The following is a 14,398-nucleotide window of genomic DNA, read 5'->3' as shown; positions in this document are numbered from 1 at the left end:
CGCCAGACAGAGAGATGCCATAAGCTTCATCGGATTTCGCCTCGGTGCGGCCGCGGATGGCCATCGTTCGTGACATTTGTAGTCACAAGGGACGAGGCCAGCTTTGATTCACCGCAAATGCGTCTCCGCTAGTCAGCAAGTGGCAACTGACGAAGGCATGATGGGATGGGCTGTTTTTGGCCCGTCAGCGCGTCCTAAGCAATCCTGGTGCCACTACGAGCATCGAACAGATGCACCTTTGACTCCATAATCTCCAACCCAACCTCCTGATCAAGTTTGAAGGGCGGCTGATCCCGCACCTCAGCCACGAGGTCGACCCCACCTGCACTTAATGTAAGTTCCTGGGCCTCACCGGTCGGCTCGACCACTTGCACCCTCGCCTGAGAGTGGTAGCCACCAACGGCAATGTGCTGCGGACGAATCCCATAGACTACCCCATCCCTGTCGCCCATCTGAGCATCCACCGGCAAGGGTAAGCGCAAGCCCTGCTCGGCGACGAATGCGTCGTTGTCGATTCGGCCCTTGATCAGGTTCATCTCCGGAGAGCCTGAAAAGCTCGCAACGAAAAGGTTGGCAGGGTTCTCGTAGAGCTCGGAAGGGGAACCTATCTGTTCAACGCAACCTCGGTTCAGCACCACTATGCGGTCGGCTAGCGTCATAGCCTCGCTCTGGTCATGCGTGACGTAGATGCTGGTGCGCCCGAGCCGTTGGTGAAGCTTCTTGATTTCGGCGAGCATCTTGACACGCAACTTGGCATCGAGGTTGCTGAGCGGCTCGTCAAACAGGAAGGCTGCCGGGTCGCGCACGATGGCGCGGCCCATGGCGACACGCTGGCGCTGGCCGCCGGACAACTGCCGCGGCATGCGGCCCAGCAGATCCTGCAGACCAAGGATTTCGGCCGCCGCCTTCACCCTCGAGACAATCTCTTCCCTAGGGACCTTCGCCAGTCGAAGCGCCGGCGAAACCTATAACGCGCTGACACTGCATTTCGGGTTCAACGAATATTTAGGCGGAAAGGGCCGCGGCATGGTCGATGCCGTGATCCATTTCGCAGCGATCCCGCGGATATTCTTGCGGCCGGACAACGCCATGTTCGCCGCCAATCTGCAGTCGACTTACAATGTGATCGAGGCCGCTACCAAGCTCGGCATCCGCAAGATCGTCACCGCTTCCAGCGAGACGGTGTATGGCGTGTGTTTTGCCGAAGGCGAACGCGAATTCACATCGTTTCCGGTGGAAGAGGACTACGATACCGATCCGACCGACAGCTACGGTCTTTCCAAGGTCCTGGGCGAGAAGATCGCACGCTCCTTCGCGTCGCGCACGGGATCTGACATCTATGCCCTCAGAATAGGCGGTGTTGTCGAACCGCAAGATTATGTCCGCTTCCCAGAGTTTCTGGCGGACGCCTCGAAACGACGGCGCGACGGCTGGACCTATATGGACGCGCGCGATCTGGGCCAGATCGTCCATCTTTGCATCGAGAAGGACGGTTTGGGATTCCAGGTCTTTAATGCCGTTAACGACAACATCGTCGCCGACTCGCCAACAGAAGAATTTCTCAAGAAGCATGCACCAGGCACGCCGATCACGCGTTCGATAGACGAATTTGAGGGGCCAATCTCAAATCGCAAGCTGCGCGAGCTTTTAGGATTCCGACAGGAGCATGATTGGCGAACGAAGTCTGCGCATTCATGATGGGTGGGTGGCCGGTCTCCTGCGCTGAGAAAGCTTCGGCCCATGGTGTTGAGTGTACCACTTCGGTTCCAAGACGTGAGACCTCCTCCTGCTGCGTGCGGATGTTTCCCAATCACTTAATGATGCCGATCTTCTTGCGATCAATGGTCACGAATACGGCGCAGACCAGGACCGTACCCTTGACGATATTCTGAAGGTACGGATCGACGCCGGCCATATTCATTCCGTTCGACAAAAGCGTGATTATCAGAACGCCGAGCATGGTACCGACAACACTGCCTACGCCTCCAGTCAATGGTGTTCCGCCGACTACCACCGCTGCAATGACGTCTAGTTCAAGCCCCTCCCCGAGCTGGGCGGTGGCGGCCATGGCGCGCGCGCCTTGCAACAAGCCTGCAATGCCGCACAAGGCACCGAGAAGCACGTACATATAGACTTTCACCCGCGCGACCTGAATGCCCGTTAAAATGGCGACACGTTCCCCACCGCCGATTGCGCGAACCTCGCGCCCGAACACCGTCCTGTTGATGATGCCATACGCGATAACCATCAGCACCAAGCCAATGATCACGGAATGCGGAATGCCCAAAGTCCGATTGGTATATACATCCAGGAATTGCTCATCCTCGATCGAGACAGGAGCGCCGCGGGTGAAAAGAAGCACGATGCCGCGATAGACCACCATCGCTCCCATGGTTGCGATGAAGGACGGCACCTTGCCTTTGGCCAGGAGAACGCCATTGACCAATCCGGCAACAGCACCGACAGCAATGGCGGGAATGATCGCCGCGGCGCCAAGGCTGTCCGCTGTCAATGCGGTTGCCAATGCCGCGAGTGCAACAATTGAGCCGACCGAAAGATCGATTGAACCGGCCATGATGACGAAGGTCATTCCCAGGGCGGCAACCAGCAGCACCGTGCCCTGCTGAAGCACGATGAGAAGGTTACTGAAGGTCAGGAAGCGTGGCGAGGCTATCGAGAAGATCACAATGAGCAGGACGAGCATGGCAAGCGGAAAGCCGCGTTTGACGACTTCGAACCGGCTGGCATTGACGCCAGGTTCCCCGGTTGCGTTCGGTGTTTTGGTGGCGCTCGAGGTCTCGTTCGTTTCCATGGTCAGGCCATATGTCCAATGATGTCATGCTCGGTGGCATCGGCTGCCGTCTCGATGCGATGCGTAATTTGTCCTTGCCGGAGCACCAGCAAGCGGTCCGACATACCGATCAGCTCGGGCATGTCTTCTGAAGACAGGATCACGGCGAGGCCCTGCGCCGCCTTCTGCCTAACGATGCGATAGATTTCCGTGCGGGCGCCGATATCAACGCCGCGTGTAGGATTGTTGAGCAGGAGCAGACGTGGCTGGACAGCCAAGCATTTGCCGATCACCACCTTTTGCAGGTTGCCTCCCGAGAGTGAACGGCAGGACGCATCGACGCTGTGCGTCTTGATGCCGATCTGGGCGATGAGGTCACCCGCGATGGCAATGGCAGCGGTGCGATGGAAGAACGGCCCATGATGCGGCGGGCGGGCCATCACAAGATTGTCGAGGATACTGAAGTCGGCGATCAGACCTTCATTGTGACGGTCACCCGGCAGATAAGCGACGCCCTGTCCCCAGGCAGACGTCGGGCTTGACGGCGCGTATGAACCACCCGCAAGCTTCATCGAGCCACCACGCAAGGGTAAGTCGCCGCAAATGGCCGCGAACAGCGCTTCGGCGCCAGCGCCCTTCAATCCGGCAAGGCCGAGGATTTCGCCGGCATGCACATTCAGGCTGACGCCCCCGAGTTCGCGCCCAACGGCGACGTCGCAGGCTTCGAAGACAACAGGCTTGCCTGTATCTCTCGGCCGCGGCGGATAGATACTTCTCGCGAGCTCGCGCCCCACCATGCGGCGATGAATTTCATTGGGCTCGATCTCGGTCGTGCGATATGTTCCGACATATTGCCCGTCTTTCAGGATCGTCAATTCATCCGCGACGGCAAGCACCTCGTCGAGATGATGAGAAACGAAGGCTACGGTCATCCCCTGCCCTTTGAGTTCGCTGATGACGCGAAGGACCGCCTGAACCTCTCGATGATCGAGATAGGCGGTGGATTCGTCGAGAAGGAGGATTTTCGGATTTGTAGACAGCGCTCGGGCGATCTCGATGCATTTCAGCTCGCCGAGATTGAGGCGGCCTGTATCGGCAGAGACCGATATTTGCGCGCTGATCCGTTCCAGGATCGTCTGCGCCGCGGCTTCCATACGTCTGCGATCGATAAGACCGATAGGGCCGGCGAACTGTCGCAGACGATCGATGAAGATGTTTTCGGCGACAGTCAGCGAACGGTTGATGGTGATTTCCTGGTATACAAGCGATACGCCAAGGGCCGCCGCACCGATAACACTTGGTGGCGCATAGCTTGCTTCATCCAACGTCATAACGCCGCTGTCAGGCCGCTCTGCGCCCGCAAGCATACGCAAGGTCGTCGATTTGCCAGCTCCGTTTTCGCCGACGATGGCGTGAACCATACCGGGCCGGAGCACCACGGATACGCCATCCACGGCACGTGTCTGGCCGTAGCTTTTGCTCAGGTCGCTCGCAGCAAGTGTCATGAATTGACTACGCCCAAATGCCAGGCAAAGCCTGCCTGCAACCGTGGGATTGCAGGCAGGCCCAATCGGACGTTCAGTTGCTATATTGCATCTCGAAAACGGCCGGCTTGGCGTCCTTGTTGTAGAAGCGGGAGTGCTGCCGGAAATCATATGTCGGCACGCCGCCAGGAAAGTCCTTCTCGAACTGCGCAACGCGATCCTTGGTCAGCGGCAGCAGCTTCAGCTTGACATTGTCAGCGCCCGGGGGAACCGGAATACCCTTGATCTGATCGAAAAGGGCGACAAGGGCGAAGCCTCCCTGAAGCCAATGACCGCCAATATCGAAAAGCAGATCCCCGGACTTTACCGCATCAACATTCTCAGGGTTGAGATCCATTCCGACGACCATAACGTCCTTGCCGGGCGCTTTCCCCTGGTTCTTGAGCGCAGCCATCACGCCGGTCGCAGTGCCGCCGTTCGCGGCCCAGACGCCGGTGATGTCGGGGTTGCCCTGGAAGAGCGATTCAAATGCGGTCTGTGACGTATCACGGACGAAATTGCCATCGACTTCGCCGGCGACGCGCACATCGGGCGCTTCCTTGAGAGCGTCTTCCAGCCCCTTGCGGCGATCAATGGCGACCGAGGTGCCGGCGGTGCCGTTCACCACGCCGATTACTTTCTTGCCATCAGGCCCCGGCTTGATCACGGCGAACAGCGCCTTGGCCATTTGGTATCCGGCGTCTTCATCGCTCGGCCCGATAAAGGCGATGTAATTGGGGAAACGCTCGGTTTGAGGCGAAAAATCCGGATAGCTGTCGGTGAGGATGACCGGTATCTCGGCTTCCTTCGCCAAGGTAAGCCCGCGAGCGGCAGTGGCCCAATAGGGCGTGAAAACAATGCCGTCGACCTTCTGGGCCACCAGATCCTCAAGCGACTTGACCATCTGGTCAGGCTTGTTGTCGGCGTTGAGGACGACGAGCTTTACACCAAGCTCGTCGGCTCCCTTCTTCATGAAAGCGACATAGCTGTTCCAGAATTGCGCATCCAGGGTCGGCACGACAACGCCGACAGTGGGTTCATCGGCAGCGACGGCAGCCGTTGACAAGAAGGCCGCGGCAGCGGCGCCGATAAGGGCCGATTTCAGCTTCGACAAGAAAGACATGGTTCCTCCAACCGGTTCGCAACAGAGCCCAAGCGCTCTGAATCGCTGACTTAAATTCCCATTTTTTTGACAAGATCTGCGCACTTGTCAGTGCCCATTGACGATGATTGACGATCATCGCTTATCACATATGGTCAAAATCAGTCAAAATAATTCTAATAAGGCCAAAAGCGATAGGAATTCGCTCATCGCCATGACAAACCAGTGGGCTCGCCGAATGAATTCGTGATATTCGCGAGGTTGGGCTCGCTATGATTCCGGCGAGCGCGTTGCTGCATTGTGCGGAGATACGAACGTGGCAAGGAATATTCGAAAATCAGCGGTGGAAGATACGGGGCCCTCAGCGTCCGCCGGGTCATGGGAAGACGATGGCGGGCGCGGACGGGTCGATCTGATTCCGGCCAAGCGCCATGCTTTCATTCTCGAATGCCTTAAACGGGAAGGAACCGTCGGCGTTCAGGAACTCATCGATCTCATCGGCGCGTCACCTTCGACCATCCGGCGCGACCTCGAGACACTGGAACGGCAAGGAGCATTGGAGCGAACGCATGGCGGTGCGATGCTTCAGCGCACGGAACTCGCCACCTTCGAGCCGGATCTCGCCACTGCCTCACACTTCGCCAGGGCTGAGAAGGAGGCCATAGGCGCGGCCATGATGTCGGAACTTCGCGCCGGGCAGAGTGTCATTTTCGACGCAAGCACGACCGTGCTGGAAGTCGCGCGCGCCATCGCCGCAGCGCCCATTGCGCTTACGGCCGTCACCAACAGTCTCGCGATCGCGCAGATACTCGCAACCGTGCCGGGGGTACGCCTCGTCATGCTTGGAGGCACCTGCAAGCCGGGTTCTCTAACTCTGGTTGGGCAGCCTGGTGAGAATTTCCTGCGCACCATCCACGCCGATGTGGCCATTCTGGGCACTCATGCCATCACCGGAGACATGCTCACGGAGACCTCGCTTGAGGTCGCGGCGATGAAGCAGGCGATGATCGCCGCGGCGCGCCGGGTCGTCGTGCTTGCCGACAATTCCAAATTCACCACTCCGAATTTCTGCACCATCTGCCGTCTGGCCGATATCCACCAGGTCATTACCGATGACGGCATCGATCAGGCCAATCTTACGAATCTTCGGACGCTCGATGTGAACGTCCGAGTCGTGCGCGTCAGCCGTTCGGGTTCTTCAGTTGAGCGCTCTTGAGGCTGTGGATATCCGGATCATAGCAGACGACCTGACCGGCGCTCTGGATAGCGCGGTTTGCTTCGCCTCGCCAGGCCACGGCGTTGGGGTGAGTTGGCAACTGGATCGTGCGCTCTCGGCCCGTTTGGCTGTCGATATCGCCACACGTGAGGGCGCCGAGACAACGGCTGTCGCGAGACATTTGAGGTTCGCGCCATGGCTTGCCGCCGGACAGCTGAGTTTCAAGAAGATCGACAGCCTTTTGCGCGGTCACGTCATCGCCGAAGTAGAAGCCTGCATCGTCGAGAGCGGGTACCAGCGCGTTGTTGTCGCGCCTGCGTTCCCATTTCAGGGCCGTGTTACACGCCTTGGGCATCAATGGCGGCTCGATCGGCCCGAAATGGTAGGTCCCGACATCGTCGCCGGCCTAGGTCAGCGGTTTTCGTCTGGCCGGTCGGCACCGGGGGCGCGGCCAGTTCATTTCATCACACTCTACGACGCCGAAACGGACAAGGACCTTGACGAAATTGTTGCAACGGCGAGCGCGCCGCGGACGCTTTGGGTTGGTACCGGCGGCCTGGCTGCAGCGCTGGCACGGCACCTGAGCATACCAGACAAGCCTGTTCCGGCATTGTCCGCCCCATTCCTGGGCCTTGTCGGCACAAATCACGAAGTCACGGCGGGACAGGTGGCCTCTTTTGCGGCCAAGCATGCGGATGCGCATATCGTTGTGGGACGCGACATCGACAAAGCGAAAAGGGATTTGGCGAAACGGATCATGCGAGGTGCGCCGTCGGTTGTCAGCGTCGTTGCATCGGGTGATCGCCACGCGGTGGCAGATCATATCGGCAAGGTGTTTGCCTCGCTTCTAGACGGCTTGCCAAAGCCTGGAACGCTGCTCGTCACTGGCGGCGAAACATTGCGATCGGTGTGCTCCAGCCTTGGCGTCGTCGAACTCATGGTTGAAAGCGAGATTGAGCCGGGGCTTCCGATCTCCAGAATCAAAGGCGGCGTTTTCGAAGGGCTAGCCACTATTTCGAAGTCGGGTGCCTTCGGCGACAGCGCGCTCTTCAGCAGGCTCGCGGCTCTCGCGCGCCGCTAATCAACACGATCGCCGGCCAGAAGCATCGGCGGGTCCATTCCCGCCGGTCAAATGACGTCAAACCGTGTTTGAGGAGCCGACAAAACGGGGACTGCTTCCACATAGGTGGAAAACGGGGGCGATATCGCCCGGCAGCTGATTACGAATGACCGAAAAAGAAAACTATTGCGCATTCATGGTTGGAAGGATTAGAACATGATCACAATTGACCGATTAAGGGCGTTTATGTCTGGTCCAAGACTCGGCATCACAATGGGTGATCCCGCGGGCATCGGCCCGGAGATCATCGCGAAGGCATGTGCGCGGCTGAGGCCTCGGCTTGCAGATGGATCTCTGTCGCTTCTCATTGTCGGCAGCGTAACCGCGATGCGGGCAATGGAGTCGATTTGCGGGGCTATTGCTGAGGAAGAGCCGTCGGCGTCGACCGCCGGGACTTTTCCGCCTGTGGCTATTCTCGAAGCCGGTCCCGAGCGAACACCCATAGTGACAGGCGTCATGTCAGCCGAAGGCGGGCGCCTTGCCTATCTGGCGATCGAAAAAGCTGTTCGCCTGGCCCAGGCAGGTTCGATTGCAGGCATCGTCACGGCTCCTCTCAACAAGGAAGCGCTCAATCTGGCCGGCTATCATTATGCGGGCCATACCGACATGTTGGCAGAACTGACAGGCGCCCGCGATTCCGTGATGATGCTTGCCCATGGCGATTTTCGTGTCAGCCATGTCTCGACCCACGTGGCTCTGGCTCACGTTCCATCGAAACTGACCGAACCTCGGTTACGGCGGGTTATCCAGTTGACGGTTGAGGCATTGCAAGGCCTTGGCGTTGCCCACCCCCGTATTGCGATTGCCGCGCTCAACCCGCACGCCGGCGAAGGCGGCATCTTCGGTCGTGAGGATATCGACATCACGACCCCGGTCGTCGCCTCCTACACGTCCGCCGACTTTACGGTGTTGGGACCTGTTCCCGGGGACACGGTCTTCGTGAAACTGCGTGCCCACCAGTATGACGCCGTGGTCGCGATGTATCACGATCAGGGCCATATTCCGGTGAAACTGCTCGGCTTCAACGTCGATCCCGCAACCGGTGAATGGAAAGCGCTCTCCGGTGTCAATGTGACGCTGGGCCTTCCGATCATCCGCACCTCTGTCGACCATGGCACGGCCTTCGACATCGCAGGCAAGGGCATCGCCAACGAGGACAGTCTGGTCGAAGCGATCGAGTTCGCGGTCCAAATGGCCGCTGCAAAATCCAACCTTTAGGCGTCGGCACGCCTGCAACGCACGCAGAAGCGGATTGAACCATGGCAGTAGAAGACAAGAAATCCTATCTCATGTTGATCGACGGGAAGTTTGTCACCGGCGAAGCCGGTATGCGATCGGTGATCAATCCGGCCAATGGCAAGGCCTTTGTCGACGTGCCCGAGGCAAGCCCGGATCAGGCTCGCCAGGCGATAGAAGCCGCCCGCATGGCACAGAAGTCTTGGGGGCTCAAATCACCTCTTGCCCGTGCGGCGATCATGAAGCGGATCGCGGTCCTGATCCGGCAGAACGCCCGGCGTCTGGCCGAGGTGGTGGTCAGGGAACAAGGCAAACCGATCAATGAAGCAATAGGTGAAGTCGGCGGCGCGGCCGAGTTCTTCGACTACTACGCCGAGTTTGCCCGTCGCATTCAAGGTGAGATCCTGCCATCCGACTACGCGGGAGAGCAGGTCTGGATACAGCGCGTGCCGGTAGGCGTCGTCGCCGCCATTATTCCATGGAATTACCCGAGCGCCCTGGTCAGCCGCAAGGTGGCGCCCGCCATGATCGCCGGCGACACCATCGTCCTCAAACCGCATGAAGACACGCCACTTTCGGCGCTCGAAATGGCTCGCATCTTTGTAGAAGCGGGCGTGCCAGCCGGCGTGGTGAACATCATAACGGGACGAGGTGAAACCATAGGCGAAGTGCTCTGCACGGAACCCGGCGTCGACCTCATCACCATGACTGGAAGCGTACCGACCGGCAAGCGCATCATGGCAAATGCTTCGCGTAATCTGACGCCTGTTTCGCTGGAGCTTGGCGGCAAGGCGCCATTCATCGTCCTGGCTGATGCCGATCTCGAACTGGCGGTTCGTTCCGCAGCCACGTCGCGCTACATGAATTGCGGACAGGTCTGCATATGCAACGAACGCACGCTCGTTCACCGTTCGATTTACGATCAGTTCGTCACACGCTTTGTGGAATTCTCCAAGTCGCTCGTCGTCGGTGATCCGATGCAGGCAAATACAGATATCGGCCCGAAAGTCAGCCGTGAAGAGTTGGAAAAGGTCGAGGCGGTCCTTGCAGAAGCCGTCGCGGGCGGCGCGAGGCTTGCTCTCGCCGGCGGGCGCCCGACCAAGGCGCCCATCGATGGCGGCTACTGGCTCAATCCGACCGTACTGACCGACGTCACGCCTGACATGCCGATAATGACGCGCGAGATCTTCGGCCCGGTCGTACCGATCATGCCCTTCGACACCTTCGAGGAGGCGGTTAGCGTCACCAATGCCAGCAACTATGGCCTGTCGGCCTATCTTTTCACCAATGATCTGGGCCGCGTCATGAACGCCGTCAACGAGGTTTCGTTCGGTGAGATCTACGTGAACCGGATTGGACCGGAAATGCTGCAGGGTTTCCATGTCGGCTTCCGCGAAAGCGGCCTGGGCGGTGACGACGGCGTGCATGGGCTCGAAAGCTACATGCGCAAAAAGACGGTCTACGTGAATTACTCGGGTGCCGCGACCGCGGCATTGATGCCTTACGGGCGCTGAACAGCGCCCAACCGGTAAGACCAATCAGGTCGCCACCCGGCCGATACGGCCGTTTATATGATCGGGAGGAATAAAATGCACTATCGTGGATTCATGGCGGCCGCTTTGGCCTTGGCACTATCGGGATTGGCCGCATCGTCGGCGCTCGCCGATGACACCATTCCACCGGAAGCAAAAGCTCTGCTCGAGCCGCTGCCCTTGTCGCCGAGGGGCCAACCCGTCCCAGGCTTCCCGGACGGTCCGCCGGCGCTGTCACCAGATGTGCTGAAATTCTCCGATGAGGACCTTGCCAAGCTCAAGGCGGGAAAGTTTACCGCTGGACTGGTGATGCACACCATGGATGCCGGCTGGCCTCAGTTGCAAGTCTCCGGAATCAGCAACACACTCAAGGACCTGGGCATCGAAGTTGTCGGAACCACCGACGCCAAGTTCCAGCCTGGGCAGCAAATCAGCGATCTGGAGCAGATGATCGCTCGCAAGCCGGACGTGATCTTCTCGATCCCGATCGATCCGAAGTCTGAGTCCGAAGCCTACAAGAAGGCGGCGGCAGCCGGCATCAAGCTGGTTTTCATGGACAACGTCCCCGTCGATATGGCGCCGGGCAAAGACTATGTGACCGTAGTCGCCTCCGACAATGAGAAGAACGCCTATTTCGCCGCGCAGGAACTTGTCGGGGCGATTGGCGGCAAGGGCGAGGTCGGCATCATCACGCTGGTTTATGACTATTACTACTCCGTCGCAGCCCGCAAGGTTGGTGCCTTGAAGGCGTTCGGCGAACATCCCGACATCAAGGTCGCGGATGTCGGCACCTTCACTGCGCCAGAGAAGGCTTACGAGGTTGCCACCGCAATGTTGACGGCCCACCCTGACATGAAGGGTATTTTCGTTGCCTGGGACACGCCCGCCCAGCAGGTCGTGGCCGCGGCAAAGACACTCGGCCGCGATATCGTCGTCACCACGAATGACATTGCAGCGGACAGCGCGCTGAACGTTGCACGTGGCGAGTTTCTGGCCGTAGGCGCGCAGCGTCCCTACGACCAGGGCGTCGCCGAGGCCAAGGCGGCCGCGCTTGCATTGCTTGGACATGACGTCCCGCCATACATTTCGGTGCCGACGTTGCGTGTCAAGAAACTCGATCTTCTCAGTGCTCTCAAGCAGGTCACCAAGGAAGATGCTCCCGCCTCGGTGGTAAAAATCTGCAACGGCGAATGCTTCTAGCCACTTTTCGTCGGCGGGCTCCAGTTGTCCGCCGACGCTCCCCAAGCGATCGAGAAATCGTCATGGTCGAAGCCAAAACTTCAACGTCCCAGAACGCGATCGTAGCGATGCAACGCATCAGCAAGTCGTTTGGCGCGAACCGCGTGCTGTCTGATATTTCGTTCGAGGTCATGGCCGGTGAAACGCACGCGCTGCTCGGCGAGAACGGCGCGGGCAAATCGACTCTCATGAAGATTCTCATGGGAGCCTACCGAACAGATGAAGGCCGCATTCTGTTCGCCGGAGAGGACGTCACCGCCTTGTCGCTTCGCGAGAGGATCGACCGCGGTATTGCAATGATCTTCCAGGAACTGAGTGTCTTGCCGAACCGCTCGGTTGCCGAAAACCTGTTCATCCTTCGCGAGCCGCTCGCCTTCGGCCTGCGCGTCGACGCCAGAACAATGGTTCGCGATGCCCAGGCTCTGATCGAGCGCTATGCCTTCTCGCTTGATGCTTCAGCGCGTGTGGGCGACCTGGCCTTCGCCCAACGGCAGATGGTCGAGATCCTCAAGGCGATCTCACGGGGCGCCAAGCTGCTCGTAATGGATGAGCCGACTTCATCTCTGACCATCCACGAGGAAGAAACGCTTTTTCGCACCATCGGCCAGCTCAAGCAGAACGGGATCGGTATCGTCTACATCAGCCATCGCATGGCGGATGTGCTGCGGCTTTCGGATCGCATCTCGATCATCAAGGATGGGCGACTGGTTGGCCCGCTTGATCCAAGCAAGACATCCATCGAGAATATCGCAGCGATGATGTCGCGGCCGAAGGGCGAATCGCCTTTGCCTACCGCTGCCGCGCCCGCGAAACGCCCCCCGGCGACGCCGGTCGGGACGCCAGCTCTTGAGGTCCGCGATCTAGCCACGTCGCGCAAGCTGTCCGACATATCGCTCTCGATCGATCCAGGCGAGATCGTCGGCCTTGCCGGGCTTGTCGGCAGCGGCCGCTCGACCTTGGGCAAGGCTTTGTTCGGCATCCTATCGGACGTATCCGGCCATATCACTGTCGCAGGAGAACCCGTTCGGCCGGGCAGCGTCAGCAGAGCGATCGCTGCTGGTGTCGCGCTTGTTCCAGAAGACCGTCGGCTCGAAGGGCTTGTTGGCGGGCGCTCAATCGAGGAGAACCTCGCGCTTCCTCGCCTTTCCGATTTCTCGCTGGCAGGTCGCTTTGGGCCGATGGCAAAGGCCCGGATAACGGCTCTGTTCAGACAATACCGCGACGACCTCAATATCCTTTGCCGCGGCCCCTTACAGAAAGCCCAGGAGCTTTCGGGCGGCAATCAGCAGAAGATTGTCTTCGCAAAATGGCTGGCAATGAAGCCGAAGCTATTGATCCTCGATGAGCCAACCTCCGGCGTCGACGTCAATGCCAAGCGCGATATGCGCGAGCTTGTGCGTCGCACAGCCAGCGAAGGCGTCGCCGTGCTGCTCATTTCTTCGGAACTCGAGGAACTCCTGGATTTGTCCGATCGCATTCTGGTGATGGCGCAGGGGCGGATAACCCGCCGCATCGCCTGCGCGCACGACGAGACTGGGCTGCGCGCCTTGCTGCAGGCCGAGGCCGCCAGACAAACCAGCGCACGCGCCCAGGGAGTTGCAGCATGAAACCGTCCTCGATGCCGATGAGCGCAAGTGCGATGAATTTTTTCCGCGATCACATCACCTATGTGATCTTCTTGGCGATCACCCTCTATTTCGTCTTGTTCGCCCCCCACTTTGCGTCGGTCTCAACCGCAAGCGCGGTTCTGCGCATCACGGCCATCGTCTCCGTGATGGCGATCGGCATGACGTTCGTCATCATCTGCGGTGAAATCGACCTGTCGGTCGGGTCGGTTGCCAGCTTTTCAGGGATGATCGGAGCGTTGCTGCTCGATCAAAGTGTCCCGACCTATGTCGCCGCGCTGCTGGTCTTGGGCGCCGGGGCCGCGATCGGAGCAGTGTCGGGCTTGCTCGTTACAAAACTGCGCATTCCATCGTTTCTCGTAACGCTTGGCATGTTGTCTATCTTTTCGGGACTGGCGCTGACCATCACCGGCACCAGGCCAGTGTCGATCGTTGATGATGATTTTTCTAATCTGTTCTGGAACAGCGGTTTTCTGGGCGTTCAGGCACCGATCTGGTGGACGATCGTCCTTACGGCCGCCGGCTACTACCTGCTGCATCAGATGCCCTACGGCCGGCGTGTTTATGCGACCGGTGGAAATGCTGTTGCCGCGCGCTTTTCCGGTGTGCGCACGGACGGCGTGAAAATCTTCGCTTTTGTGTTGTGCGGCATGACCGCATCCCTTGCCGGGCTGATGCTCGCGGCCCGCTCCACGGCCGGCAATCCCAGCCTGGGAGCGGGTCTCGAACTGGATGTGATCGCGGCCGTGATCATAGGCGGGACAAGTCTCTTTGGCGGCTATGGATCAATCGTCGGTTCCGTCGTCGGCGCAATCTTCATTGGCATTCTCGGGTTCGGTCTTCTCGTGCTCGGTCTTTCGACCAGCATCCAGGAGGTCATCAAGGGAGCCATCATCATCATTGCCGTCTCGTTGAACCGGCGTTGAGGAGCAGACTCGATGATCCGACCATATGCACGCATTCCAGAATTCGGCCTCCACAGCGGTAGCCGTGGCGGAGGAAAGTTCAGTTTCA

At 59.2% G+C, this 14,398-nt stretch carries 12 protein-coding genes; 8 read left to right on the top strand and 4 right to left on the bottom strand.

What is annotated here, in order from left to right; all coding sequences use genetic code 11:
* Positions 1 to 194 precede the first annotated feature (194 nt).
* Positions 195 to 821: a TOBE domain-containing protein gene (locus tag ASD12_RS17410; protein WP_244482879.1), complete on the bottom strand. Its 627-nt coding sequence runs from the start codon at positions 819 to 821 to the stop codon at positions 195 to 197.
* 40 nt (positions 822 to 861) lie between these two features.
* Between ASD12_RS17410 and ASD12_RS17405 the strand changes: the two genes are divergently transcribed.
* Entirely contained in the window at positions 862 to 1,698 is an 837-nt protein-coding gene (locus ASD12_RS17405; RefSeq protein WP_244482878.1) for an NAD(P)-dependent oxidoreductase, read from the top strand.
* 112 nt (positions 1,699 to 1,810) lie between these two features.
* Here ASD12_RS17405 and ASD12_RS17400 read toward each other — a convergent pair whose 3' ends face one another.
* The 3 genes from ASD12_RS17400 to ASD12_RS17390 all read right to left on the bottom strand — a co-directional run bounded on the left by ASD12_RS17400 (position 1,811) and on the right by ASD12_RS17390 (position 5,437).
* A complete protein-coding gene (locus ASD12_RS17400; RefSeq protein ID WP_056588587.1) occupies positions 1,811 to 2,812 on the bottom strand; it encodes an ABC transporter permease in 1,002 nt (333 codons plus the stop codon).
* A 2-nt stretch (positions 2,813 to 2,814) separates the two neighbouring features.
* On the bottom strand, positions 2,815 to 4,296 hold the full coding sequence (locus ASD12_RS17395) for a sugar ABC transporter ATP-binding protein (protein ID WP_056588585.1): 1,482 nt from the start codon (positions 4,294 to 4,296) through the stop codon (positions 2,815 to 2,817).
* 73 nt (positions 4,297 to 4,369) lie between these two features.
* Positions 4,370 to 5,437, bottom strand: a complete 1,068-nt coding sequence (locus ASD12_RS17390) for an ABC transporter substrate-binding protein (RefSeq protein ID WP_056588583.1) — start codon at positions 5,435 to 5,437, stop codon at positions 4,370 to 4,372.
* 277 nt (positions 5,438 to 5,714) lie between these two features.
* Between ASD12_RS17390 and ASD12_RS17385 the strand changes: the two genes are divergently transcribed.
* The 7 genes from ASD12_RS17385 to ASD12_RS17355 all read left to right on the top strand — a co-directional run bounded on the left by ASD12_RS17385 (position 5,715) and on the right by ASD12_RS17355 (position 14,310).
* Positions 5,715 to 6,632, top strand: a complete 918-nt coding sequence (locus ASD12_RS17385; RefSeq protein WP_348271725.1) for a DeoR/GlpR family DNA-binding transcription regulator — start codon at positions 5,715 to 5,717, stop codon at positions 6,630 to 6,632.
* On the top strand, positions 6,619 to 7,713 hold the full coding sequence (locus ASD12_RS17380; RefSeq protein ID WP_056588579.1) for a four-carbon acid sugar kinase family protein: 1,095 nt from the start codon (positions 6,619 to 6,621) through the stop codon (positions 7,711 to 7,713). The genes ASD12_RS17385 and ASD12_RS17380 overlap by 14 nt, the downstream gene beginning before the upstream one ends.
* A 225-nt stretch (positions 7,714 to 7,938) precedes the next feature.
* Positions 7,939 to 8,970, top strand: coding sequence for a 4-hydroxythreonine-4-phosphate dehydrogenase PdxA (gene pdxA / locus ASD12_RS17375; RefSeq protein ID WP_082525498.1), 1,032 nt, complete (start codon positions 7,939 to 7,941; stop codon positions 8,968 to 8,970).
* A gap of 41 nt (positions 8,971 to 9,011) precedes the next feature.
* Positions 9,012 to 10,502 (top strand): aldehyde dehydrogenase, encoded by a 1,491-nt coding sequence (gene aldA, locus ASD12_RS17370; RefSeq protein WP_056588575.1) that lies wholly within the window; start codon positions 9,012 to 9,014, stop codon positions 10,500 to 10,502.
* A 57-nt stretch (positions 10,503 to 10,559) separates the two neighbouring features.
* Positions 10,560 to 11,720, top strand: a complete 1,161-nt coding sequence (locus ASD12_RS17365; RefSeq protein ID WP_082525497.1) for a substrate-binding domain-containing protein — start codon at positions 10,560 to 10,562, stop codon at positions 11,718 to 11,720.
* A gap of 107 nt (positions 11,721 to 11,827) precedes the next feature.
* On the top strand, positions 11,828 to 13,366 hold the full coding sequence (locus ASD12_RS17360) for a sugar ABC transporter ATP-binding protein (RefSeq protein ID WP_162252256.1): 1,539 nt from the start codon (positions 11,828 to 11,830) through the stop codon (positions 13,364 to 13,366).
* Positions 13,363 to 14,310, top strand: coding sequence for an ABC transporter permease (locus tag ASD12_RS17355; protein ID WP_082525495.1), 948 nt, complete (start codon positions 13,363 to 13,365; stop codon positions 14,308 to 14,310). Before ASD12_RS17360 ends, ASD12_RS17355 begins: the two co-directional genes overlap by 4 nt.
* Positions 14,311 to 14,398: the final 88 nt, after the last annotated feature.

It is taken from the genome of Mesorhizobium sp. Root102, assembly GCF_001425625.1.
Taxonomy (GTDB): domain Bacteria; phylum Pseudomonadota; class Alphaproteobacteria; order Rhizobiales; family Rhizobiaceae; genus Mesorhizobium.
This window is presented reverse-complemented; position numbering and strand designations above follow the sequence as displayed.

What these genes read in the sequence shown, in the direction of transcription:
- ASD12_RS17355 (WP_082525495.1), top strand. Translation starts at nt 13,363, where the DNA reads ATGAAACCGTCCTCGATGCCGATGAGCGCAAGTGCGATGAATTTTTTC.
- ASD12_RS17360 (WP_162252256.1), top strand. Translation starts at nt 11,828, where the DNA reads ATGCAACGCATCAGCAAGTCGTTTGGCGCGAACCGCGTGCTGTCTGAT.
- ASD12_RS17365 (WP_082525497.1), top strand. Translation starts at nt 10,560, where the DNA reads ATGATCGGGAGGAATAAAATGCACTATCGTGGATTCATGGCGGCCGCT.
- pdxA (WP_082525498.1), top strand. Translation starts at nt 7,939, where the DNA reads ATGTCTGGTCCAAGACTCGGCATCACAATGGGTGATCCCGCGGGCATC.
- ASD12_RS17390 (WP_056588583.1), bottom strand. Translation starts at nt 5,437, where the DNA reads ATGTCTTTCTTGTCGAAGCTGAAATCGGCCCTTATCGGCGCCGCTGCC.
- ASD12_RS17400 (WP_056588587.1), bottom strand. Translation starts at nt 2,812, where the DNA reads ATGGAAACGAACGAGACCTCGAGCGCCACCAAAACACCGAACGCAACC.
- ASD12_RS17405 (WP_244482878.1), top strand. Translation starts at nt 862, where the DNA reads ATGCGGCCCAGCAGATCCTGCAGACCAAGGATTTCGGCCGCCGCCTTC.
- ASD12_RS17395 (WP_056588585.1), bottom strand. Translation starts at nt 4,296, where the DNA reads ATGACACTTGCTGCGAGCGACCTGAGCAAAAGCTACGGCCAGACACGT.
- ASD12_RS17410 (WP_244482879.1), bottom strand. Translation starts at nt 821, where the DNA reads ATGGGCCGCGCCATCGTGCGCGACCCGGCAGCCTTCCTGTTTGACGAG.
- aldA (WP_056588575.1), top strand. Translation starts at nt 9,012, where the DNA reads ATGGCAGTAGAAGACAAGAAATCCTATCTCATGTTGATCGACGGGAAG.